The 21,879-nt window shown below is 70.1% G+C and carries 17 protein-coding genes; 9 read left to right on the top strand and 8 right to left on the bottom strand.

The genetic code is table 11. The features are described from left to right. Positions 1-109: 109 nt before the first annotated feature. The gene (locus MJ783_RS07030) at positions 110-991 is read right to left on the bottom strand and encodes an acyl-CoA thioesterase II (protein ID WP_239309352.1); all 882 of its coding nucleotides are present in this window, start codon (positions 989-991) and stop codon (positions 110-112) included. A gap of 10 nt (positions 992-1,001) precedes the next feature. Further along, positions 1,002-1,874, bottom strand: a complete 873-nt coding sequence (locus tag MJ783_RS07025) for a FadR/GntR family transcriptional regulator (protein ID WP_239309351.1) — start codon at positions 1,872-1,874, stop codon at positions 1,002-1,004. A gap of 412 nt (positions 1,875-2,286) precedes the next feature. Between MJ783_RS07025 and MJ783_RS07020 the strand changes: the two genes are divergently transcribed. The 3 genes from MJ783_RS07020 (at position 2,287) to MJ783_RS07010 (ending at position 9,172) form a co-directional block, all read left to right on the top strand. Beyond that, positions 2,287-4,884 carry a carboxylate--amine ligase/circularly permuted type 2 ATP-grasp protein gene (locus MJ783_RS07020; protein WP_239309350.1) on the top strand — a complete coding sequence of 866 codons (2,598 nt, stop codon included), beginning with the start codon at positions 2,287-2,289 and terminating at the stop codon, positions 4,882-4,884. Between the two features lie 242 nt (positions 4,885-5,126). After that, positions 5,127-6,911, top strand: a complete 1,785-nt coding sequence (locus tag MJ783_RS07015; protein ID WP_239309349.1) for an N-acetylglutaminylglutamine amidotransferase — start codon at positions 5,127-5,129, stop codon at positions 6,909-6,911. Continuing rightward, positions 6,908-9,172 carry a prolyl oligopeptidase family serine peptidase gene (locus tag MJ783_RS07010; protein WP_239309348.1) on the top strand — a complete coding sequence of 755 codons (2,265 nt, stop codon included), beginning with the start codon at positions 6,908-6,910 and terminating at the stop codon, positions 9,170-9,172. Before MJ783_RS07015 ends, MJ783_RS07010 begins: the two co-directional genes overlap by 4 nt. On the opposite strand, the gene MJ783_RS07005 is transcribed toward MJ783_RS07010, so the two are convergent. The 4 genes from MJ783_RS07005 to MJ783_RS06990 all read right to left on the bottom strand — a co-directional run bounded on the left by MJ783_RS07005 (position 9,112) and on the right by MJ783_RS06990 (position 11,294). Next, complete coding sequence (locus MJ783_RS07005; protein ID WP_239309347.1) at positions 9,112-9,636, bottom strand: VOC family protein; 525 nt, start codon at positions 9,634-9,636, stop codon at positions 9,112-9,114. The two genes, MJ783_RS07010 and MJ783_RS07005, sit on opposite strands and share 61 nt — an antisense overlap. Positions 9,637-9,865: 229 nt before the next feature. Next, positions 9,866-10,216 carry a type II toxin-antitoxin system PemK/MazF family toxin gene (locus MJ783_RS07000; RefSeq protein WP_239309346.1) on the bottom strand — a complete coding sequence of 117 codons (351 nt, stop codon included), beginning with the start codon at positions 10,214-10,216 and terminating at the stop codon, positions 9,866-9,868. After that, positions 10,204-10,473: a hypothetical protein gene (locus MJ783_RS06995; RefSeq protein WP_239309345.1), complete on the bottom strand. Its 270-nt coding sequence runs from the start codon at positions 10,471-10,473 to the stop codon at positions 10,204-10,206. The genes MJ783_RS07000 and MJ783_RS06995 overlap by 13 nt, the downstream gene beginning before the upstream one ends. Before the next feature lie 143 nt (positions 10,474-10,616). Beyond that, positions 10,617-11,294: a uracil-DNA glycosylase gene (locus MJ783_RS06990; protein WP_239309344.1), complete on the bottom strand. Its 678-nt coding sequence runs from the start codon at positions 11,292-11,294 to the stop codon at positions 10,617-10,619. 129 nt (positions 11,295-11,423) lie between these two features. Between MJ783_RS06990 and fdhD the strand changes: the two genes are divergently transcribed. The 3 genes from fdhD to MJ783_RS06975 all read left to right on the top strand — a co-directional run bounded on the left by fdhD (position 11,424) and on the right by MJ783_RS06975 (position 16,100). Then, entirely contained in the window at positions 11,424-12,395 is a 972-nt protein-coding gene (gene fdhD / locus MJ783_RS06985) for a formate dehydrogenase accessory sulfurtransferase FdhD (RefSeq protein WP_239309357.1), read from the top strand. 30 nt (positions 12,396-12,425) lie between these two features. Continuing rightward, on the top strand, positions 12,426-14,735 hold the full coding sequence (locus tag MJ783_RS06980; protein WP_239309343.1) for an FdhF/YdeP family oxidoreductase: 2,310 nt from the start codon (positions 12,426-12,428) through the stop codon (positions 14,733-14,735). 195 nt (positions 14,736-14,930) lie between these two features. Next, positions 14,931-16,100, top strand: coding sequence for a glycosyltransferase (locus MJ783_RS06975; RefSeq protein WP_239309342.1), 1,170 nt, complete (start codon positions 14,931-14,933; stop codon positions 16,098-16,100). A gap of 157 nt (positions 16,101-16,257) precedes the next feature. On the opposite strand, the gene MJ783_RS06970 is transcribed toward MJ783_RS06975, so the two are convergent. Together MJ783_RS06970 and MJ783_RS06965 are read right to left on the bottom strand one after the other, a co-directional pair. Beyond that, complete coding sequence (locus MJ783_RS06970) at positions 16,258-17,082, bottom strand: ABC transporter permease (RefSeq protein WP_239309341.1); 825 nt, start codon at positions 17,080-17,082, stop codon at positions 16,258-16,260. Then, the gene (locus tag MJ783_RS06965; RefSeq protein ID WP_239309340.1) at positions 17,075-17,902 is read right to left on the bottom strand and encodes an ABC-2 family transporter protein; all 828 of its coding nucleotides are present in this window, start codon (positions 17,900-17,902) and stop codon (positions 17,075-17,077) included. Before MJ783_RS06965 ends, MJ783_RS06970 begins: the two co-directional genes overlap by 8 nt. Before the next feature lie 163 nt (positions 17,903-18,065). Between MJ783_RS06965 and priA the strand changes: the two genes are divergently transcribed. The 3 genes from priA to MJ783_RS06950 form a co-directional block, all read left to right on the top strand. Next, positions 18,066-18,800: a bifunctional 1-(5-phosphoribosyl)-5-((5-phosphoribosylamino)methylideneamino)imidazole-4-carboxamide isomerase/phosphoribosylanthranilate isomerase PriA gene (priA, locus tag MJ783_RS06960; RefSeq protein ID WP_239309339.1), complete on the top strand. Its 735-nt coding sequence runs from the start codon at positions 18,066-18,068 to the stop codon at positions 18,798-18,800. Between the two features lie 13 nt (positions 18,801-18,813). After that, a complete protein-coding gene (gene hisF, locus MJ783_RS06955) occupies positions 18,814-19,578 on the top strand; it encodes an imidazole glycerol phosphate synthase subunit HisF (RefSeq protein ID WP_239309338.1) in 765 nt (254 codons plus the stop codon). Between the two features lie 480 nt (positions 19,579-20,058). Continuing rightward, on the top strand, positions 20,059-21,879 hold a 1,821-nt coding region (locus MJ783_RS06950; RefSeq protein ID WP_239309337.1), incomplete at its 3' end, for an ABC transporter ATP-binding protein.

Genomic DNA, 21,879 nt, shown 5'->3' with positions numbered 1-21,879 from the left:
CTTTGGTCGGGAGCCGGCCCGTCCTGCCGGCCGGCAGCGCGGAGAACGAAGAAACGCGAAACGCTGGAAACGCGCATGCGCAGAGAACACGATGGAAAAGAAGGGCGCGTCAGGGCCGCTGCCGCATCAGTCCCTCCTGCGCGACGGAAACGACAAGCCGGCCGTCGGCGGTGTATATCTCCCCGCGGGTGAAGCCGCGTTCCCCGTACGCCGACGGGCTGTCCTGAATGTAGAGCAGCCATTCGTCCGCGCGGAACGGGCGGTGGAACCACATCGCGTGGTCCAGGCTCGCCAGCGAGATCCGCGGCCCTTCCGGTGTCCGGTGCGGGAGCACAGTCGTCGTGATCAGATGGAGGTCGGAGGCGTACGTGACCGCGCATGCGTGGTAGAGCGGGTCGTCGGGCAGCGGCCCGCGGGCGCGGAACCATCGCCGCTGGTGGGGCGCATGCGGATCCCCGAGATGGGAGACGACCGGCGGCTGGACGGAGCCGTCCGGCGCGCTGCTCGCGATGGGCAGGACGTCCAGGTAGCGCCGGAAGAACGGCTCGACCCCCCGGCCGTCGGAGAACACATCGTCGGATGGTGCGGCTGGGCCACCGGGCGGCGGCAGCGGCGGCATCACCGGCATCGCCGCCTGGTGTTCGAGACCCTCCGCCGTGTGGTGGAACGACGCGGACATGTTGAAGATGGCCTTGCCGTGCTGGATGGCGACCACACGCCGGGTCGTGAAGGAACGCCCGTCACGAATCGGGTCGACCTCATAGATGATCGGCGCCGCGGGATCACCCGGTAGCAGGAAGTAGGCGTGCAGCGAATGCACCGGGCGATCAGCGGCAACGGTCTGACCAGCGGCGATCAGTGCCTGTGCCGCGACATGGCCGCCGAACACCCTGGTCGGTGCGGTGTGCCAGGACCAGCCGCGGAAGATGTTGGTTTCAATGCGGTCGAGGTTGAGGACCTCGGCCAGCGAGTCGGTCTCGGCGCGGGTCACCTGATCGACATTACCTACCCGGCGCCGGGACCCCTCCCAACAGGTCGATGACTGTGGCCTGGTCGTGCCCGGCGAAGGGGTCCGACGCCAGCAGATGGCGACGCCACAGATCCTCGGCCGCGCTCGCTTCGCCCGCTTCTATCAGCGTCACCAGCTGGTAGTGCGGGTGGTGACGCTCGCCGTCGGTGGCTGGCTCCGCCGGCCCGCTGCCGGGGATCAGGCCGCTGCCATCCACCAGGCTGACGATATGGCGCAGCATGCCGGCGAGGACGATCAAGGTCTGGTTGCCGGCGAGCTCCACCAGCAGGCGGCGGAAGTCAGCGCTCGCGGCCTGTAGCTGACCGGGGCTGTTGCCGGCGGCCTCGACCGAGGCGAGGGCCGCCCGCAGCGCTACAAGATCGTCATCGGTGTGGCGTTCGGCGACCTGGCGGGCACAGGGTGGCTCAATGAGGGCTCTGGCCTGGTGGATGTCGGCGAGGGTCGTGCCGCGGTGCTCCAGGACCAGCGCCGCGTAGCGGGCGGCCACGTCGCCATTGGGCGTGTGGACGCGGGCCCCGCCATGCGCCCCGCGCCGTACGCTGATCAGCGCTTCGGACTCCAAGACCCGGAACGCCTCGCGCAGCGTGGGACGGGAGACGCCGAACTGTTCCATCAGCACGGCTTCCGGGGGAAGCGCATCGCCCTCGACCAGCTCGTTGCGCACTATCTGGCGCCGCAGATGCGCGGCGACCAGCTCGGCGGTCTTGGGTACGCGTACCTGTCTGCCGATGCGGCTCTCGCTGATCATCGCCGCGCCCGGGCCGGCGGCGTCCGCCGGCTTCGCGGACGCGGAGATGGCGACCGGTCCGGCCGTTGCGATGTCGGTCGCGTTCAGTAACGCCATGATGATCGGCCCTCCAGACACATCCAGCTGTGGGCGGACGGGGCATATTCCCGTGGTCGCACGTCAGCACCCTTCGTTTGAAGATCATACTCTTGGCGTTGGCGATGTCACCAGAAGTGCTGGCGAGGTTGCATTGTGACATTACAAGTCACTGAAGTGCACGAGGGGTGGCAGGATGACCGCGAAGTGGCGGAGTTTGGTGGCTGATTATTATCGATAAGTGCCGATAGTTACCGCGATGTCAGCGCGCCTCGGGCTGGCCGGGCGGCCGTCCGCGGCCTCGCCAGGCCACCCCGGCGCTCGGCGCGCCCGCTGGCATGTCCGCGGCAATGCCGGAAAACGTGCCCGTTCTCAACGGCCGGGCGCTCTTATGGCGTGCTTCTGTAGCCAAATGGCCGTAGCGTCGTCAGCCATGAGCGACGACCGAATTGCGGCTGTCGGCGTCGAGGAGGAGTTTCACATCCTCGATCTCGCGTCCCGCCAGCTCGTACCGCGGGCCAGCGCGATCCTTGACCGCCTTCCGGCCGATCGCTTTGCCGCGGAGCTGTTGAAGTCCGTGGTCGAAACCAACAGCCGTCCCTGTACCGATCTTGCTGACCTGCGGGCCGACCTGCTGGACCTGCGGCGTGAGCTCGCCTCGGTCGCCGAGCCGCTCGGCCTCGGTCCCGCGGCCGCGGGAACTGTCCCGCTGGTCGATCCGGGCGTGCTGGAGATCAGTCGCGACCCGCGTTATGAACAGATGCTCGCCGATTATCAGCTGCTGGCCAGGGAACAGCTGATCTGTGGCGCTCAGGTGCATGTGGACGTCGCGGACCGTGATCTCGCCATGGCGGTGGTCGCCTGGATCGCGCCGTGGCTGCCGATGCTGCTGGCGCTGTCGGCAAGCTCCCCCTACTGGAAGGGCGTTGACAGCGGGTATGCGAGCGTACGCACCCTGGTCTGGCAGCGGTGGCCGACCGCTGGCGTCGCCGGTTCGTTCAGCACCGCGGCCGAATACGATCAGCTGGTCGCCGATTTGATCAAATCGGGGGTGATCAGCGATTCGGGCATGGTCTACTTCGACGTCCGCCCATCCGCCCACCTGCCCACGGTCGAACTGCGCATCTGCGACGCATGCCCGGACGTCGACAACGTCATTCTCATCGCGGGCCTGTTCCGCGCGCTCGTCCGCCGGGCGATCCTGGCGATCGGGATCGGTGTGCCGGCACCGCCGCCGCGTACCGAGCTGCTGCGGGCGGCCACCTGGCGGGCGGCGCGATCCGGGATCGAGGGCGACCTGGTCGATGTGGCCGGGGCGGCTCCGGTACCGGCATATGATCTTTTGTGGCGGCTCATCCATGAGGTGCGGAACGAGCTTGAGCATGCCGGTGACTGGGAGCTGGTGACCGATCTCGCCCAGCAGGTGATCGGGCGTGGCAGTGCCGCGGCCCGGCAGCGGCGGGCCTTCGCCCGGCGCGGGCGGCTCAGCGACGTTGTAGATCTTGTCCTGGCTGAGACGCGCGACGCGCCGCTCGCGGTGCCGGGGCAGGTGCCGGGCCGTGCCCCCGGTACGGCGGTACAGCCCGGCACCGCGGGTCAGGCCAGCCTGCTCAGCGGGTACCACCCCGACGGTTACGACGAGGTGGTCGACACCGGCGGCGCGGTCCGCGCTCCGTACCGGGCCGTGATGCGGACCCTGGAGCGCCTCGGGCCGGCGATGCTGGCCGAGCTTGTTGAGGCCCGTGGCGTCGAGCAGGTCCTGCGCGGGGTGGTGTTCCGGGTGGCCGGAGATGACGCGGCGCGACCATTCCCTTTCGACCTGGTGCCACGCATCGTCGACGAAGCGGACTGGTCGCGGCTGCGGGCCGGCCTGGCGCAGCGTGTCAGGGCGCTTGAGGCCTTCCTGCACGATGCCTATGGCGAGCAGGCCGCGGTAGGCGACGGTGTGCTCCCGGCCTGGGCGGTACACAACGCGCCCGGTATGCGGGCCGCTGGCTTCGCCGTGCCCGCGAACGCTATCCGGGCCACCGTCACCGGCATCGACCTGGTCCGTGATGCCAACGGGAACTGGTTCGTCCTGGAGGACAACCTGCGGGTGCCCTCCGGCGTCGCCTACGCCATCGAAGGCCGGCGGCTGACCGGTTCCATACTGCCCGATCTGATCCCGCCAGGCGGGATTGCCGGGCTCGACGGTGTGCCCGCGCTGCTGCACGAGGCGCTTGTCGCGGCGGCCCCCATCCGGGCGGCGGGGGAGCCGGCGATCGCGGTGCTCACCGACGGGTCGGACAACTCGGCCCACTTCGAGCACGCCCTGTTGGCGGAGGAGATGGGGGTCGCGCTTGTCGAACCGGCCGACCTCACCGTCGGGGACGGCGCCTCGGGCACGGTGGTCCACCGCCTCGACCGGGGCCGCCGACGCCGCGTCGACGTGCTGTACCGGCGCTTCGACGAGGACGAACTCGCCACGGCCGTGGCCGCCGATGGCCTGCCGCTCGGCCCAGCGCTGATCGCGGCGGTGCGCGCGGGGACGCTCAGCCTCGCGAACGCGCCGGGTAACGGAGTTGCCGATGACAAGGTGCTCTACGCCTACGTACCGCGCCTGATCAAATACTACCTGGGTGAGCAGCCCGTACTCGACGACGTCACGACCTACGTCTGCGGTGATCCCGAGCAGTGTGCGTACGTGCTCGATCATCTCGACGAGTTGGTGATCAAGCCGGCTGAGGGCTACGGCGGGGACGGCGTGCTGATCGGTCCGCGGGCGGACACCGCTGAGCTCGCGGCCGCCCGTCAGCGGATCATCGCTGATCCGCGCCGCTGGATCGGCCAGGAGCTGGTGCGGCTGTCGACCCATCCGACCTGGCATGATGGCCGTCTCCAGCCATGCTCGGTCGACCTGCGGGCTTTTGTCTACCTCGGAGCGGAAGCGGTGGTCGTGCCGGCCGCGCTGACCAGGGTCGCTCCGGTTGGCAGCCTGATCGTCAACTCGTCCCGCGGCGGCGGCTCCAAGGACACCTGGCTGCCGCATTAGGGCGTCCCTGGTGCTGGGCGCGCTACGTGGCCGCCGCCGGAGCTAAGGCCCGCGGCAGGTTATTACTGTTCGTAATGGTGACGTCATCTTCTGGAAACGCCGGGCGCCGATGGTGGTAGCCACGCCGTCGAGCGGCCTGGGATCTGGGGCCTGGGGCCTGGGCCGCCGGTGGCACGGCAGGCGGATGATCGCGCCACCGTTGGCCCACCGCGAAACCGATGAAACGACCGACAGGAGCGAGCATGTGCGGTCTGAGCGGGGAACTGCGGTTCGACGGTGCCGCGGCCGATGTGGACGCGGTGGCGAGGATGGCTGACCGGATGCGGCCGCGCGGCCCGGACGCCAGCGGCGTGTGGGCGTCCGGGCCGGTCGCGTTCGGCCATCGCCGCCTGAAGATCATTGATCTGTCGGAGCGCGGTTCGCAACCGATGATCGACAGCGAGCTCGGTCTCGCGACCGTCTTCAACGGCTGTATCTACAACTACCGCGAACTTCGCGGCGAGCTTGCCGCCCAGGGCTATCGTTTCTTCTCGGCCTCCGACACCGAGGTGATCGGTAAGGCCTATCACCGCTGGGGTGTCCGGTGTGTGGACCACTTCGTCGGGATGTTCGCCTTTGCCATCCACGAGCGCGACACCGGGCGGCTCGTCCTCGGCCGTGACCGGCTGGGGATCAAGCCGCTCTACGTGACGGCGGACACCACCCGCGTCCGCTTCGCCTCGACGTTGCCCGCGCTGCTCGCGAGCGGCGGGATCAGCGGCGATATCGATCTGGTCGCGTTGCACCACTACCTGTCCTTCCACTCGGTCGTGCCGGCGCCGCGCACGATCCTCGCCGCCGTGCGCAAGCTGCCGGCGGCCACCGTGAGGATCATCGATGCGGACGGCTCGAGCGTCGACGAGCTGTACTGGCATCCGAGTTTCGCCCGTGACCCGGCGTACGAGGGCTGGTCGGCGGCGGACTGGCGGGACGCGATCGGTGAGCGGCTGCGTACCGCGGTGCGCCGGCGCATGGTCGCCGACGTCGGGGTCGGGGTGCTGCTGTCCGGGGGGCTTGACTCCAGTCTGATCGTGGCGCTGCTCGCGGAGGCCGGGCAGGAGAACCTCGCGACGTTCAGCGTCGGATTCGAGGCGGCCGGCGGCGAGTCCGGGGACGAGTTCAGCTACTCCGACGTCATCGCGAGCCACTTCGGTACCGATCATCACCAGATCCGGGTCGCTGGTAACCGGCTGCTGCCCGCGATCGAGTCGACGGTCGAGGCGATGAGCGAGCCGATGGTCAGCCATGACTGCGTCGCCTTCCAGCTGCTGTCGCAGGAGGTCTCCCGCCATCTGAAGGTCGTCCAGTCCGGGCAGGGCGCGGACGAGGTGTTTGCCGGCTACTCCTGGTACCCGCCGCTGGCTGGCGTCGAACGCGGCGAGGCGGTCGAGGACTATCTGCGGGTGTTCGCGGACCGGCCGCACGGCGCGCTCGAGGCCATGGTCGAGCCGGACTACCTCCTTGACACCGATGTCAGCCGGGCATTTGTCGCCACCCACTTCGCCGAGCCCGGCGCGTCGACCGCTGTGGACGCGGCACTGCGCATCGACTCGACGGTCATGCTGGTGGAAGATCCGGTCAAGCGGGTCGACAACATGACCATGGCCGCCGGTCTGGAGGCGCGTACCCCGTTCCTCGACCATGAGCTCGTCGAGCTCGCGGCGGCCTGCCCGCCCAAGCTGAAACTCGCCGCGGGCGGCAAGGGAGTGCTCAAGGCGGTCGGCCGGCCGATCATGCCGGTTGAGGTCATCGACCGGCCCAAGGGCTACTTCCCGGTCCCGGCGATCCGGCACCTGTCCGGTTCCTATCTGGACCTGGTCCGGGAATCGCTCAGTGACCCGGTCGCCAAGGCCCGCGGCCTGTTCCGCGCCGAGTGGGTCGAGGCCATGCTGGCCGCGCCGAACGACAACCGGACCACTCTCGGCGCGAACGCGCTCTGGCAGGCCGCGCTGTTGGAGATGTGGCTGCAGACCCAGGGGGTGGCATGATGACGGACTGGTTCCCGGCCGAGCCACGGCCGTTCGACGTAGCCGGCACCGGCGCCAGCGCCAGTCCCGGCCCCGGTGATCTTGTGGATGACTGGGTGGCGGCGGCGAGCTGTTCGTCGCCGAGCCTGGGGCCCGCGGGCATGATCGCCTATGTCAGCGACCGGGACGGCACCCCGCGGCTATGGTTGCGCGACGCGACCGGCAGGCAGCAGCCGCTGGACACCGGCGCCGGACATGTCCGGTCGGTGCTCTGGTCGCCGGATGGCGGGTGGATCGCTGTCGTGGTGGCGCCCGGCGGCGGCGAGCACACCGAGGTCCGGGTCGTCCGTCCCGATGGCAGTGGGCTGCGTCGCCTCGCTGGCGGCTGGCATCCCGCCGTAAGCCCCCATGCGTCCACCGGCTCGGAGGCCGGTACGGCGAGCGCCGCCGGGCTCGGCCGGTGGACACCGGACGGCACCGCGCTCGCGATCTGCGAGTCCGTCCGGTCGGGCATGACCCACGCCCTGCTTGTCGACCCCGTAACGGGGCGGCGCGAGCACCTGGCCGCGGGCCAGGCGCTCGCCATCTGCGACATCGACGGCGACACCGCGACCGGGTACCGGCTGCTGCTCCGGGACGGCCCGCGAGGGGTCCGCCGGCTCATCCTCGTCGACTGCGTCACCGGGCGCTGCCACCCGCTGTTGGACGGAGCCGGCACGGTCGGGCTCGGCCGGTTCGGCCCGGCGGGCGTGGCCGCGGGCGCCGGGAAGCTCGTCTACCTGCTCTCCGATGCCGGTCGCGAACGTGCCGCGCTGCTGGCGGTAACCCTCGCGGACGACGGGACCCAACGGGCCACCGAGGTCGTGGCAGCCCGCGATGACGCCGACCTGGAACGGTTCGCGCTGCTTCCCGATGGTGTGCCCAACGCCGCCGCGCCCGGCGTGTGCAGGGGACGGCCGGTCGCGGTGCTGGCGTGGAACGTGGACGGGCGGACCGTCCTGGACCTGGTCGATCTGGGCTCGGGCAGCCGGCTGGGCCTCCCGCCTCTGCCGAGGGACGTCGCGGGCAGCCTGCTCGTCCGTGACGGGGGCCGTGGTCTGCTGCTGGCCCTGGTCGGTTCGACCGTCCCTGGCGAGTTGTGGACCTACGATTTCGGGGCGGACGCGACCGGTTACCGATGTATGGTCTCTGACGCCCCCACCGCCTTCCCCGCGCCCGCGCTCGCCTCCGTCGCCGATCTGGACGGCAACGCGGACCCCACCGCCGGGGCGGCTGCCGAGGCGGTGCTGCCTCCCCCGGCCCGTTCCCGGACCAGGCTGGTCCGCCCGGTACCGCACCGGTTGCGCGCGCACGACGGGCTGGAGCTGTCCGGCTGGCTGTACCGCCCGCAGGGCGAGCTCGGCCCCTATCCCACCCTGCTGTTCTTCCACGGTGGGCCCGAGGCGCAGGAACGTCCCACCTTCACCCCGCTGTTCCAGGCACTGGTCACCCGCGGGATCGCCGTGTTCGCCCCGAATGTGCGCGGGTCGGCGGGCTACGGCCGTTCCTTCGCGGGCGCCGACGACCACGGCCGTCGCTTCGACGGGATCGCCGACGTCGCTTCCTGCGTGAAATATCTGGTCGAGGCGGGTATTGCCGACAGTGGGCGGGTCGGCGTCGCGGGCCGTTCCTACGGGGGATACCTGACGCTCGCCGCGCTGGTCACCTACCCGGAGCTGTTCCGCGTGGGGGTCGACATCTGCGGGATGGTGGATTTCGCCACGTTCTTCGCGCACACCGAACCGTGGATCGCCGGCCCCGCGGTGACCAAGTACGGCGACCCCGTGCGTGATGCCGTGCTGCTGTGGGAGCTTTCCCCGCTGCGCCGGATGGATCGCCTGGCCGCGCCGCTGCTGGTCGTGCACGGCGCTAACGACACCAACGTCCCGGTGATCGAAGCCGAGCAGACCGTCGCCGCGGCGACGGCGCGGGGGGTGGACTGCCGGTTCCTGCTCTTCGAGGGCGAGGGACACGAGATCATGGGTCTTGGCAACCGCACGGTGTTTGTCCGGGAGGCCGTTGAATGGGTGAGCCGTCACCTGCTGGCACCCGGTCAGACCCAGACCCAGACCCAGACCCAGACCCAGACACAGGAACAGACACAGACGCGAGGCGGCGAGCCGTCGGTTCCCCGGCAGCTTCATGGCTCGCGGTCACCGGATCCGCAGCTGCCGGCTCCGGCTCAGACGGTGACTCCGATGGGGATGGAGACGCCCAGACCGCCACGCGTGTCCGCACCGTAGCGTGCCTTCTCCGTGGCGAGGTCAAGCGGCCGGATGCTGGTCTTGGCCGTGACCGCTGCCCCGTCGAGCAGGTGCGCGGGGACCAGCCAGACGACCTCGAACTCCAGACCGTCCGGATCGTGTGCGTACAGGCTCTTGGTCGTGCCGTGGTCGGACGCGCCGACCAGCGCACCGGCCTCGGCGAGCCGGTGCGCGGTCGCCTCGAGCTCGGCGAGGGTGCCGATCTCCCACGCGATGTGGTACATGCCCACGGTCGAACGCCCTGCCTGCGACGCGCCGGCGGCCGCGCCGATCTGGAACACGCCGATGTCGTGGTCGTTGGTGGAGTCCGGCGCCCGCAGGAACGCGGCCTTCCCGGGCAGCACTAGCAGGCTCTCGAAATCGAGGACATCGGTGTAGAAGGCAGCCGTGCGCGCGACGTCCCGGACATAGAGGACGACGTGGTTGAGACGGTGGATACCCATGATCTTCTCCTGGTGCCCCTCGGCGCTGGCCGGTGCGGTGCTGTTGAGCCTTCAACTATCTCCACGGTACTCCGTGCCGCCCGCGCGCAGATCAAACAGGCGTTCGCCAGCCGCGCACCTGAGCAACCAGGACGGAAGCGGCCTCGGCGTCGCGGTTCTCCCCGACGCGGACGCGGGCGGCGAGGCCGAACCCGGAACAGCTCGCACTCGCCAACGCCCCGGGAACGTCTCAAAGATCGAGGAAGTAGCGCAGGACCTTGCGAACGGCCGCGAGGTCCTCGGCGCTCGTGGTCCCGAGCCGCCGCACCAGCCTGGAGGTGTCGATGGCCCGGGTGTCCTCCGGGCGCGCGAAGCTCGGCCTGCTCAGCCCGGTCGCCGGCCCGGCGAGGCGGGGCTGGGTCACCAGATGGCGGTCGGTCCCGGTGAGCGGGACGACGATGGCCATGCCGATGGGGAGGCTGTGCAACCCGTCGGCCGAGACGACCACGACCGGGCGCCGTCCGCCCTGTTCATGGCCGACCACGGGGTCGAGAGTGGCGAGCCAGATCTCTCCGGTGCGGACCGCCGTCACTCCCACCATCCGGGTGCGTCGTGCAGCGCGAGCGCGTCGGAGTCGGTGCCGCGTTGCCAGGCGCCCGACTCGGCCCGGTCGCGCTCCCACTCCGCCGGGTCGGCGGCGCGGAGCTCGTCGAGCTGCACGCGGGCACGCGCGAAGAAGGCCTCACGTTCGAGCCGGTCCGCGACCTCGGCGAGCATGCGGCCCATCGTGGTCCCGCGGTCGCTGGCGAGGGAGGCCAGCCGGTCCCGGACGGCCGTATCAACCTTGATTGTTGTCATGGCCATACCATCTAGTCTACCGATCGGTAGACGGTTCAGTCGCCCCGGACAGGAACATTCGCCGTGCTGTGCACGGCTTCCCGTGAGCCGCGATGTCCACCCGGGGTGCGGGGGCCAGGGCGTGCCCGTGGAAGGCCATCCGGTTATGGGAGGCGCCAGTCGACGGGCTGAGCTCCCTGGCGGAGCAGGAGGTCGTTGGCCCGGCTGAACGGCCGGGATCCGAAGAAGCCGCGGTCGGCGGAGCGAGGTGAGGGGTGGGCGGACTCGATCGTGGGGACGCCGTCGAGGAAGGGTTTCAGGCTACGCGCGTCCGCGCCCCACAGGATCGCGACGAGGGGCTTGCCTCGGCCGGCCAGTGCCCGGATCGCCTGCTCGGTGACCTCCTCCCAGCCCTTGCCCCGGTGCGAGCCGGGCTGCCGGGGCGCCGTTGTCAGGGCTCTGTTCAGCAGTAGTACGCCCTGCCGCGTCCATGGCGTCAGGTCGCCGTTCGCGGGCCTGGGCACGTCGACGTCCGCGCACAGCTCCTGGAAGATGTTCTCCAGGCTGCCGGGGAGCCTGCGCACGTCGGGCGCGACCGCGAAGCTGTACCCGATGGCCACCCCCGGGGCCGGGTAGGGATCCTGCCCGACGATCAGTACCCGCACCTCGTCGAAGGGCTGTTGGAAGGCCCGTAGGACGTTTGGGCCGGCGGGAAGGTAGGTGCGTCCCGCCGCGATCTCCGCGCGCAGGAAGTCCCCCATGGCTGTGATCCGCTCGGCCACCGGCTCCAGGGCCCGTGCCCAGCCTGGCTCGACGAGTTCCCGCAACGGTTGCGCTGGCATGGCCGATCACCCTACCGGGCGGCGCCGACACCCCGAGCCGACGAGTGGTCCTGGCCCGCTCCCGGTGAAAGGGTGCGCGCGGGGTCCGGCTACTGGCCACAGCGGGACGCGTGGGGCAGTGTGGTCGGTGTGGGACGGGTGACGGCACGCAGACGGGTCGTGCGGATCTCAGCTGACGGTGAGCGAGGGACGCGGGCCGACAGCCTGGCCGGTGAGGAGCCGCTGGAGCTGCGGGTGGGCGGTAGGCCGTTGGCCGTCACCATGCGCACGCCCGGACACGACGTCGACCTGGCCCTCGGTTTTCTCGTCGGCGAGGGGATCATCGGCGGCGGGGCGGATGTCACAGCGATGCGTTACTGTGTTGGTGCACGTAGTGATGTCATCGGCGGCGACCCCTCCGGCGCTCACCAGGCCCCCGAGAGGCAGGTCCCGGAGAGCCAGGCTGGTGGCGGCCAGACCTACAACGTGCTCGATATCACTCTGGCCCCGGCTGTCGCGTTGCCGGACGTCAGTATCGAACGCGCCTTCTACACCAGCAGCTCCTGCGGGCTGTGTGGGAGGACCAGCATCGACGGGGTCCGGATGCGCAGCCGGTACACGGTGGCCGATGACCCGCTGGTACTGCGTCCGGACGTGCTGCTCGTGCTGCCCGACCGGCTGCGCGCCGAGCAGAAGGTCTTTGCCGTCACCGGTGGGCTGCACGCGGCCGCGATCGCCGACGCCGACGGGAACCTGTTGGTGGTCCGGGAGGACGTGGGCCGGCACAACGCGGTCGACAAGGCCATCGGCTGGGCGGTACGTGACGGTCAGCTGCCGTTGCGCGAGCGGGTTCTGGTGGTCAGCGGCCGCGCGTCGTTCGAGCTTGCCCAGAAGGCGCTGCTGGCTGGGATACCCGCGCTCGTCGCGGTGTCCGCGCCGTCGTCGCTCGCGGCTGAGCTGGCCGAGGAGAGCGGGATGACGCTGGTCGGGTTCGTCCGCGGTGACTCGATGAACGTCTACACCGGCGCGCATCGCATCGCCGGCCCGCTGGCTGACAGCGCCGCCTCGACGAGCGGCGGCGCCTCGACCACCAACGGCGCGACCAACAGCGGTACGCGATGAGCCGCGGTTCAGCGGGAGAGGACTCCGACGATGGTACGTGACGCCCCACGAGAGGACCCCGGCGAGGACGGGATCATCGTCGGCGCTCCCGCGCCGTCGGCCGCCGGCATACCCGGCGTGCTGCATGCGATGGCGCACGTCCGTGACCAGTTGGGGGTCCGCCGTGGAGCCCGCTCGCTGCTCGCGCTGAACCAGGTCAACGGTTTCGACTGCCCCGGATGCGCCTGGCCGGAGGCCGCCCCCGGCCACCGGCACACGGCCGAGTTCTGCGAGAACGGTGCCAAGGCCGTCGCCGAGGAGGCGACCCTGCGGCGGATCACCCCCGCCTTCTTCGCCGAGCACTCCGTCGATGAGCTCGCCGCCCGCAGCGGCTACTGGCTGGGTCAGCAGGGCCGCCTCACCGAGCCGATGTACAAGGCGGCCGGGGATGCCCACTACCTTCCGGTGAGCTGGGATGACGCGTTCGCGATCGTCGCCGACGAGCTGCGGGCGCTCGACAGCCCCGATGAAGCCGCCTTCTACACATCCGGGCGGACCAGTAACGAGGCCGCCTTCACCTACCAGCTTTTCGTCCGGGCGTTTGGCACGAACAACCTGCCGGACTGCTCGAACATGTGCCACGAGTCGTCCGGAGCGGCGCTGACCGAGACGATCGGCGTGGGCAAGGGCAGCGTGAGCCTCGACGATTTCGCCAAAGCCGATCTGATTTTTGTTGTGGGGCAGAACCCGGGCACGAACCATCCGCGGATGCTCACCGCGCTGGAGGCGGCGAAACGCGCGGGCACACGCATCGTCGCGGTCAACCCGCTGCCCGAGGCGGGTCTGCTGCGCTTCCGCAACCCGCAGCGCCCCAGTGGTGCCCTCGGCGCCGGGATCGTGCTGGCCGATCGGTTTCTGCGGATCCGGATCGGTGGTGACCTGGCCCTGTTCCAAGCGATCAACGCTCGGTTGCTGGCCGCGGAGGAGGCGCGACCAGGCCGGGTGCTCGACCGGGCGTTCATCGACGCCCACACCGACGGTTTCACCGAGATGGCCGCGTGGCTGCGCAAGCTGTCCGCGGCCGACGTGCGGGCCGCCACGGGCCTCGCCGACGCCGAGATCGACCAGGTCGTGCGGCTGGTGCTGGACTCGGAGAAGATCATTGTCTGCTGGGCCATGGGGCTCACCCAGCACCGCGACTCCGTCCCCACGATCCGGGAGATCGTCAACTTCCTGCTGCTGCGTGGCAACATCGGCCGTCCCGGCGCTGGGGTGTGCCCGGTGCGCGGGCACAGCAACGTCCAGGGCGACCGGACCATGGGCATCTGGGAGAAGCCACCGCCGGTCTTTCTCGACCGGCTGGCCGCGGAGTTCGGTTTCGGCCCCCCGCGCGCGCCCGGCCTCGACGTGGTCGACACGGTGCGGGCGATGCGGGACGGCCGGGTGAAGGTGTTCACCGCGCTCGGCGGGAACTTCGTCGCGGCCACCCCGGACAGCTCGGTCACCGAGGCCGCGATGCGGCGGTTGCGCCTGAGTGTCCAGGTGTCGACGAAGCTGAACCGCTCGCACACCGTCACCGGTCAGCGGGCGCTCATCCTGCCGGCCCTCGGCCGCACCGAGATCGACGTGCAGGCCGGTGGGCCGCAGTTCGTCACGGTTGAGGACTCGATGAGCGCGGTGCACGCCTCCCGGGGGAACCTCGCGCCGGCCTCGGCGTCGCTGCGTTCGGAAATGGCGATCATCTGTGGGCTGGCTCGGGCGACGCTGGGCGAGCGTGTCGCCGTCGACTGGGAGGGGCTCGCCGCTGACTACGGCCGCGTCCGCGCGCATATCGGCCGGGTCGTTCCCGGCTGTGCGGACTTCGAGGTGAAGGCCGCGCGGCCCGGTGGGTTCGTCCTGCCGCACCCGCCGCGTGATTCCCGGACCTTCCCGACCGTGACCGGACGGGCCCGGTTCACCGTCAACACCCTGGACGTGCTGCGCGTCCCAGCCGGCCGGCTGCTGTTGCAGACGGTCCGTTCGCACGACCAGTTCAACACCACGATCTACGGGCTGGACGACCGGTACCGCGGCGTCCGCCACGGCCGCCGGGTCGTGTTCGTCAACCCCGACGACCTCGCCGCGCTGGCCATTGCCGACGGTGACCAGGTCGACCTGGTCAGCGAGTGGGTGGACGGAGTGGCCCGGCGCGCGCCGGACTTCCGGGTGGTGGCGTACCCGACCGCGGCTGGCTGCGCCGCCGCCTATTTCCCGGAGACGAATGTGCTGGTGCCCTTGGACAGCACCGCCAGAGTCAGCAACACTCCCACGTCCAAGTCCATCGTGATTCGCCTGGAACCCGCTATTTCCCGGCGGCAGTGATAATTTCCGAATTCGGTGACATGGTGGGGAGAATGCCGATTCTTCCGGGCGGGGAGCGGCGGTATTGTCGTCTCAGTCCGGCGCTGCTGACCGGCGGAGCGGGCGCAATCTGCGAGGCTGGCTTACGTGATAACGTTGGCAGCTTGCGCGCTTTGTTCTCTTTTGGTTTGGTTGGTGCTGCTGGGTGGCCATGGAATGTTCTGGTGCACCGACACGCGCCTTGACGCGCACGATTCCCGGGCACGAGGCGGAGCGGAGCCGCCGGGGGGCTGGCCCGCGGTCACCGTGATCGTGCCCGCCCGGGACGAGGCCGAGATGCTTCCGCACAGCCTGCCGTCCCTGCTTGGTCAGCGTTACCCGGGTCCGCTGCGGGTCGTGCTCGTCGACGACGCCAGCGATGACGGCACCGCTGATGTTGCCCGTGACCTTGGCCGGCAGGCCGCCGGCGGGGTGGAGCTGACGGTCATCACCAGCCAGCCGCGGCCGGCTGGCTGGGTCGGCAAGGTATGGGCGCTGGAACAGGGGCTGCGCGCTGTGCCAGCGGATGTGAACTGGCTGCTGTTCACCGACGCGGACATCGCTCACGGGCCGGATTCGGTCCTCCGGCTGGTCGGCCACGCCACCACGTACGGGCTTGACCTCACGTCGCTGATGGCGGTGCTACGCACCCAGAACCGCTGGGAAAGGATCATCGTCCCGGCGTTTGTCTATTTCTTCGCCCAGCTCTATCCGTTCCGTCGAGCCAACCGGCCGGGCGCGAGGACGTCGGCCGCCGCTGGCGGGTGTGTGCTCATGCGCCGGGCCGCGCTGGAACGCGCCGGTGGGCTGGCCGCCATCTCCGGCGCGGTGATCGACGACTGCTCGCTGGCCAGAGCGGTCAAGCGGGCCGGCGGCCGGACCTGGTTGGGGCTCGCTGACCACGGCCCCTGCGGTGTGCGCAGCGTCCGGCCCTACCCGCGGCTTGCGGACCTGTGGAAGATGGTTGCCCGCAGCGCGTACACCCAGCTGCGCCATTCCCCCATGCTGCTTGCGGCCACGGTCACCGGGCTCGTGCTGGCCTACCTCGTCCCACCACTGGCGGCCGTGGCCGGTCTGGCTGAGCTGGCCACCGGTGCCGGCGGCGTTGCCGCGGCTGTCGCCGGTGCCGCCGGGCTCGGCGCCTGGGTGCTGATGACGGTGACCTACCTCCCGATGATCCGGTACTACCGCCAGCCCATGCCCGTCGTCCTGACCCTCCCCGCGGTCGCGGCCCTTTATATGATCATGACCGTGGACTCGGCTCGGGCGCACCACCGGGGCCGGGGCGCGGCCTGGAAGGGCCGCGCCTACTCGGCACCGGACTCCGACAGCGTCGCGGGGACCTGAGGCCTGGGTAATCGGCGGGCCAGGGCATCGATCCGCGCGATCGAACATCCATCAGACACGCCCCGGAGAGCGTGTTTGAGATCAGGCTTTCAATCAGTGAGCCGCGGCCAGGGGGCAGCTGGACGCGGTGAGCCGGAATGACGATCTCAAACGCGCTCTAACTGCCGGTGCTGCGGTAGTGGCGGATGCCGGCCCGCCAGGCCCAGGCCGCACCGGCCACGGCGAGCGCCGCCACCACCGGGGCCAGGAAACGCGCGGCGGTCGGCAGCCCGAGGGGATCGGGCCGGGCCAGGACGTACAGCGCGGGCTGCCAGTTCACGAACGCCACCGGCACGACGAAGGTCAGCAGGACCAGCAGGTGCCTGCTGTAGATCGTCATCGGATACTGGGTGGCAAGGCCCGCGCCCTGACGGGCGGCGGCCACGGCCATGGAGGCGTCCGGCGCGACGAACAGCCACGCACAGCCAGTGACGATCAACGAGCCGGCGATCAGCGCGCCGCCGGCGACCATCAGCGGGATCAGGATGATCCGCCCGGGGGTCCAGCGGAGGTCGAGAGCCGCGAGCGACAGCGCGAGCACAGCGGCGGGCTGGGCCAGCCGGCCGACCCGTTGTGGCGAGAACTCGCTGGTCGCCGCCTGCACCAGCGGCGATACCGGACGGGTGAGGACAGCGTCCATTTTCCCGTCCCGGATCTGCCAGCCGATCCGGTCGAGCTGGCCGAGCACGCATTCGGCCAACGCGAACGCGGTCGCGGACGTCGCGTAGAGGAAGGCGACCTCGGCGAGAGCGAAATCCCGCAGGTGGGCCACGTTGGCAAAGACGATCCCGATCGCGGCGAAGTCCAGGGCGGTCGCGAGCGTCTCGGCCATCGTCAGCAGGACCAGCGACGTCCGGTACTGCCACGCCGAGCGGAACGCCACGCCGACAAACAGCACGTAGTGCCCGAACCCGTCCCGTACCGCGCGCAGCCGGTCAGCCACCCTGTATCACCACCCGGCGCAGCGCGAGCGCGGTCAGCGCCCGGCCGGCGGCCAGCAGCAGCACCGCCCAGCCGGCCTGGAAGGCGAACGCCGTGCCGAGGCCGGCGCCTGCCACCCGGCCGAGGTAGACATCCATCGGTACCTGGACGGTCGCGGCGAACGGCGTGATGCGCGCGAGGGCGCCGAACACCCCAGGGATGATCGTAAGCGGGAGGACCGAACCGGAGAAGAAGAGCGAGGCCAGCGCGGCCACCGCCTGTACACCGCGGTCGTCGGCCAGCCAGAAGGCGCTGAGCGCGACCAGGTACCGGAGGCCGAAGCTGACCAGCACAGCCAGCGTGAGGCTCAGGGCGAACGCGGCCCAGCGCGACGCGGTTGACGGCAACCGCAGCCGGAAGACCGCCGCGCACACGGCGACCGCGGGCATTGCTCGGGTGAGCAGGTAGACCCAGACCCGGCCGATCTCGTGACCGAACCACCATCGCACGAACCCGACCGGCCGGGCGATGTCGACAACCACGTCGCCGGTGCGGATCCGGTACGGCAGGTCGATCACCCCACCGAAGACGGCCACGCACACGCCCACGCCCTGTCCGACAATCATGAATGTGATCGCGCCGGTGGTGTCGTAGCCGGCCAGGTTCGGTGTCTCTCGCCACACCGCCTGTGCGATGTGGGCGCGCAGGATGCCCGTGACAACGGTGGCGAAGACAGCGGCGGCCACGGTGGACCGGTAGGCGGTGTAGCGCCGGGCGCTGCCAGCGACAACGGTGGTCCATAAACGTATGGACGCACGGTAACCGACGGTCGTCGGGCGCATCCGGAGGAGTCCTGCCAGTAGAGGAAGCACGGAGAAATGATCACAGTGGGTCCGTGGTGGGGCAAGGGCGGTTCGCTGTGCCAGCGCCGCTGGCGGGGCTCGCTGCCGGTTGCCGCGATCGCCGGTGGAACCGACAGACACGGCACCCCGTAAGGTGTGTGGCGTGGCGCTGATCCTTCTGCCTGCCGTGGATGTGGCCGACGGCCGGGCCGTCCGCCTGGTCCAGGGCGAGGCGGGTACCGAGACCTCCTATGGTGACCCGCGCGATGCGGCGCTTGCCTGGCAGCGCGACGGCGCCCAGTGGATCCATCTCGTCGACCTCGACGCGGCGTTCGGCCGTGGCTCGAACCATGATCTGATCGCGGAGGTGGTTCGGTCGGTCGACGTGGCGGTGGAGCTCTCCGGCGGTATCCGGGACGACGCCTCGCTGGACGCGGCGCTGGCGACCGGCGCCGCCCGGGTCAATATCGGCACAGCCGCGCTGGAGAACCCCGGCTGGGTGCGGGCTGCCATCGGCCGGGTCGGGGACAGGATCGCCGTCGGCCTCGACGTCCGCGGCACGACCCTGTCCGCCCGTGGCTGGACCCGTGACGGCGGCGAGCTGTTCGACGTGCTGGCCCGCCTCGACGCCGACGGGTGCGCCCGCTACGTCGTCACCGACGTTCATCGTGACGGCATGCTCAGCGGGCCCAACCTGGACCTGCTGCGGGATGTCACCGCGGCGACCTCCCGGCCCGTGATCGCCAGTGGTGGGGTGTCGTCGCTGGCCGACCTCGCCGCGATAGCCGGTGTGGCGGGCGTCGAGGGCGCCATTGTCGGCAAGGCCCTGTACGCGGGCGCGTTCAGCCTGCCCGCGGCGCTGGCGGTAGCGGCGGGCCAGCCTCTGCCCAGCCGATGAACAGGTTTATTCGATGACCGTCGCGGTCCGGGTCATCCCCTGTCTGGATGTCGACGCCGGGCGGGTCGTCAAGGGCGTGAACTTCACTGACCTGCGTGACGCTGGTGACCCGGTGGAGATGGCGAAGCTGTATGACGCCGAGGGCGCTGACGAACTGGCCTTTCTCGACATCACCGCGTCCAGCGGGAACCGGGAGACCACCTACGATGTGGTCCGGCGCACCGCCGAGCAGGTGTTCATCCCGTTGACCGTCGGCGGTGGGGTACGTTCCGCCGACGACGTCGACCGGCTGTTGCGGGCCGGCGCGGACAAGGTCGGTGTCAACACCGCCGCGGTCGCCCGCCCTGAGCTGGTCCGGGAGTGCGCGCTGCGGTTCGGCAGCCAGTGCGTCGTGCTGTCGGTGGACGCCCGTCGTACCCGCGAGCCAGGCGCCCCGCGGTTCGAGGTGACAACCCACGGTGGGCGGCAGGGCACCGGTATCGACGCGGTTGCCTGGGCGGCGCGGGCGGTGGCGCTCGGCGCGGGGGAGATCCTGCTCAATTCGATGGACGCGGACGGGACCGGGGACGGCTACGACCTGGAGATGATCGAGGCTGTCCGCGCGGCCGTGCGCGTGCCCGTGATCGCCAGCGGCGGCGCCGGGTCGCTCCGGGACTTCCCCCGGGCAGTGGGCGCGGGCGCGGACGCGGTGCTCGCCGCGAGCGTCTTCCATTTCGGCCACCTGCGTATCGGTGACGTCAAGGACGCCCTGCGAACCGCCGCGGTACCAGTTCGCTGAACCCATGTCAGCTGTTGGACGTTCATTGGACATCTGCCGGGTGGACGATGTGATCGTCGGCGATAGTCGATGCTAGCCGGTGGTCGGTGCCAGCCGATAGCCGATAGCCGATAGGTAGTGCCGGTCGATGGTTGGTGCCAGCCGATAACCACTCCCCGGGCGCGGGCCAGCAGCCAACGACGCGGGCGCCGGATATACAGCGGCGCCAGGCGGTAGCGGCATGATTGTGGGGTGGCACGTCGCGGGGGCGTTCGATGGGAGCGGGATGCTGGCTAAGAGCGCCCGGTAATAGGGGAGTGGATCAAGGAATGGGGTTGGGGCGCGGGCGGCGCAAGGCGGCGAGGTGCGTGCCCCAGCCCCGCGACACCGCGTCCCCTATTGCCGGTCGCTCTAAGTTTGTTGTGGCGGGCTGTTTTTTTGGTTTCAATTCGTCTGGGTGGTGCCAGCGTCGGCGGTGCAGTGAGCGACGAGAGGAGAACCATGCCCAATGATCCGGCGGGATCGACACGGCTGGTTTCCGCAGGTTCACCTGATGTTATCCGCAAAGGTCTGGCAGTCCTTGGGATGGGTATCCGCGAGGAACCTCGCTCGTTCGCCCTGGCGGTTGCCGGCAGTTCGTTGTTCGGTTTTATGACCGTGGCGAGTTCGATCGTGCTCGGCGAGGTCATCGACAGAGTCCTGCTGCCGTCCCTCGCGGCCGGGCGGGTGACGGTGGGCGGCCTCGCGCTCGCGGTGGTGTCACTGGTCGCGGTCGGCGTTGCCAAGGCTGTGGGCATGTTCGTGCGCCGGCTCGGCGGCGGGATGATGACGTTCCGGCTGCAGGCACTCTACCGCCGCCGGGTGATTCGGCAGTATCTGCGCCTGCCGCTGTCGTGGCATCAGCGCCACTCGACCGGTCTGCTGCTGTCCAATGCCAACGCGGATGTCGAGGCGGCCTGGGCTCCGGTTCTTCCGCTGCCGTTCGCGGTGGGGGTGCTAGTCATGATTGTTGTCGCTCTGGTGGTATTGATCATGACGGATCCGTTGTTGACCGCCATTGGATGTGTCATTTTTCCGCTTTTTGGGGTCATTAATATCATCTACGGGCGGAAGGTCTCGCCGTTGCTCTCGCACGCCCAGCAGCTGCGGGCGGAGGTGAGCGCGGTGGCACACGAGTCGTTCGATGGTGCTCTTGTGATCAAGGCAATGGGGCGGGAAGCCGCCGAGACAGCCCGGTTTGCGCGCAAAGCGGACGAGCTCAAAGCGGCAATGATACGTGCCGGGCGGGTGCGCGGCCTGTTCGATCCGGTGATGGACGCGTTGCCGAACATCGGCGTTCTCGTGGTCCTGCTGGTCGGTACGGCCAGGATCGCCGCGGGCGCACTCGATGTCGGCGATCTGGTACGCGTCGCCTACCTGTTCACGGTCCTGGCATTCCCGCTGCGGGCGATCGGCTGGGTGTTCGGTGAGCTGCCTCGGTCGGTTGTCGGCTACGGCCGGGTGCGTGCGGTACTGGACGCCCGCGGCGAACAGGGCTTTGGACCGAAGACGTTGAGCGCCGCCGGACCGGCAACGCTGACTGTGGCGGCTGTCACCTACACCTATCCGCGATCGGTTGATCCGGCCGGGTCGAGCGCCCCGGCGCTGGACGCGGTGAGTTTCGATGTCGCCGCTGGCCGCGTGGTGGCCCTGGCCGGACGGACCGGGTCGGGGAAGTCGACGTTGGCCGGCCTGCTGGTCAGGCTCTACGATCCTGACGCTGGCGCGGTCCGCATGGACGGGGCCGATCTGCGGGACCTCGCCGACGGTGCGGTCACCACGACCGTCTCGCTGGTTTCCCAGCAGGCCTTCCTGTTCGACGACACGGTCCGCGGCAACGTCACGCTCGGCGTGGCCGTGGACGACGCTGCAGTGTGGGAAGCGCTCGCTCGCGCACAGGCGGACCGCTTTGTCGCGGCGCTGCCCGCCGGTCTTGACACGCAGGTCGGCGAACGGGGTACCACGCTGTCCGGCGGGCAGCGGCAGCGGATCGCCTTGGCCCGGGCGCTGGTCCGCCAGCCGCGTCTGCTTGTTCTCGACGACGCGACATCCGGCGTTGACCCGCGGGTCGAGGCCGCCATCCTCGCTGGCCTGCGGGAGCGGGCAGGTGCGTCCACGGTGGTTGTCGTCGCGCACCGGCGGGCAACGATCGAGCTGGCTGACGAGGTCGTGTACCTGGATCGAGGACGGGTGGCCGGGCGAGGCAGCCATCATGAGCTGATGGCTGCCTCGCCCGGGTATGCGGCGCTGCTGACCGCCTACCAGTCGAGGAGCGAAGGCGAC

The sequence above is a fragment of the Protofrankia sp. Cj3 genome, from assembly GCF_917627355.1.
GTDB lineage: Bacteria > Actinomycetota > Actinomycetes > Frankiales > Frankiaceae > Protofrankia.
The sequence above is the reverse complement of the archived record's forward strand: the minus strand, read 5'-3'. Positions and strand labels throughout refer to the sequence as shown.

Excerpts from the sequence above, each read along its gene's own strand:
- MJ783_RS06980 (WP_239309343.1), top strand. The coding sequence starts at position 12,426 with ATGGTACGTGACGCCCCACGAGAGGACCCCGGCGAGGACGGGATCATC.
- hisF (WP_239309338.1), top strand. The coding sequence starts at position 18,814 with ATGACCGTCGCGGTCCGGGTCATCCCCTGTCTGGATGTCGACGCCGGG.
- MJ783_RS06975 (WP_239309342.1), top strand. The coding sequence starts at position 14,931 with ATGTTCTGGTGCACCGACACGCGCCTTGACGCGCACGATTCCCGGGCA.
- MJ783_RS07005 (WP_239309347.1), bottom strand. The coding sequence starts at position 9,636 with ATGGGTATCCACCGTCTCAACCACGTCGTCCTCTATGTCCGGGACGTC.
- MJ783_RS06965 (WP_239309340.1), bottom strand. The coding sequence starts at position 17,902 with ATGCGCCCGACGACCGTCGGTTACCGTGCGTCCATACGTTTATGGACC.
- MJ783_RS07015 (WP_239309349.1), top strand. The coding sequence starts at position 5,127 with ATGTGCGGTCTGAGCGGGGAACTGCGGTTCGACGGTGCCGCGGCCGAT.
- MJ783_RS06995 (WP_239309345.1), bottom strand. The coding sequence starts at position 10,473 with ATGACAACAATCAAGGTTGATACGGCCGTCCGGGACCGGCTGGCCTCC.
- MJ783_RS07010 (WP_239309348.1), top strand. The coding sequence starts at position 6,908 with ATGATGACGGACTGGTTCCCGGCCGAGCCACGGCCGTTCGACGTAGCC.
- MJ783_RS07025 (WP_239309351.1), bottom strand. The coding sequence starts at position 1,874 with ATGGCGTTACTGAACGCGACCGACATCGCAACGGCCGGACCGGTCGCC.
- MJ783_RS07020 (WP_239309350.1), top strand. The coding sequence starts at position 2,287 with ATGAGCGACGACCGAATTGCGGCTGTCGGCGTCGAGGAGGAGTTTCAC.
- MJ783_RS06990 (WP_239309344.1), bottom strand. The coding sequence starts at position 11,294 with ATGCCAGCGCAACCGTTGCGGGAACTCGTCGAGCCAGGCTGGGCACGG.
- MJ783_RS07000 (WP_239309346.1), bottom strand. The coding sequence starts at position 10,216 with ATGGTGGGAGTGACGGCGGTCCGCACCGGAGAGATCTGGCTCGCCACT.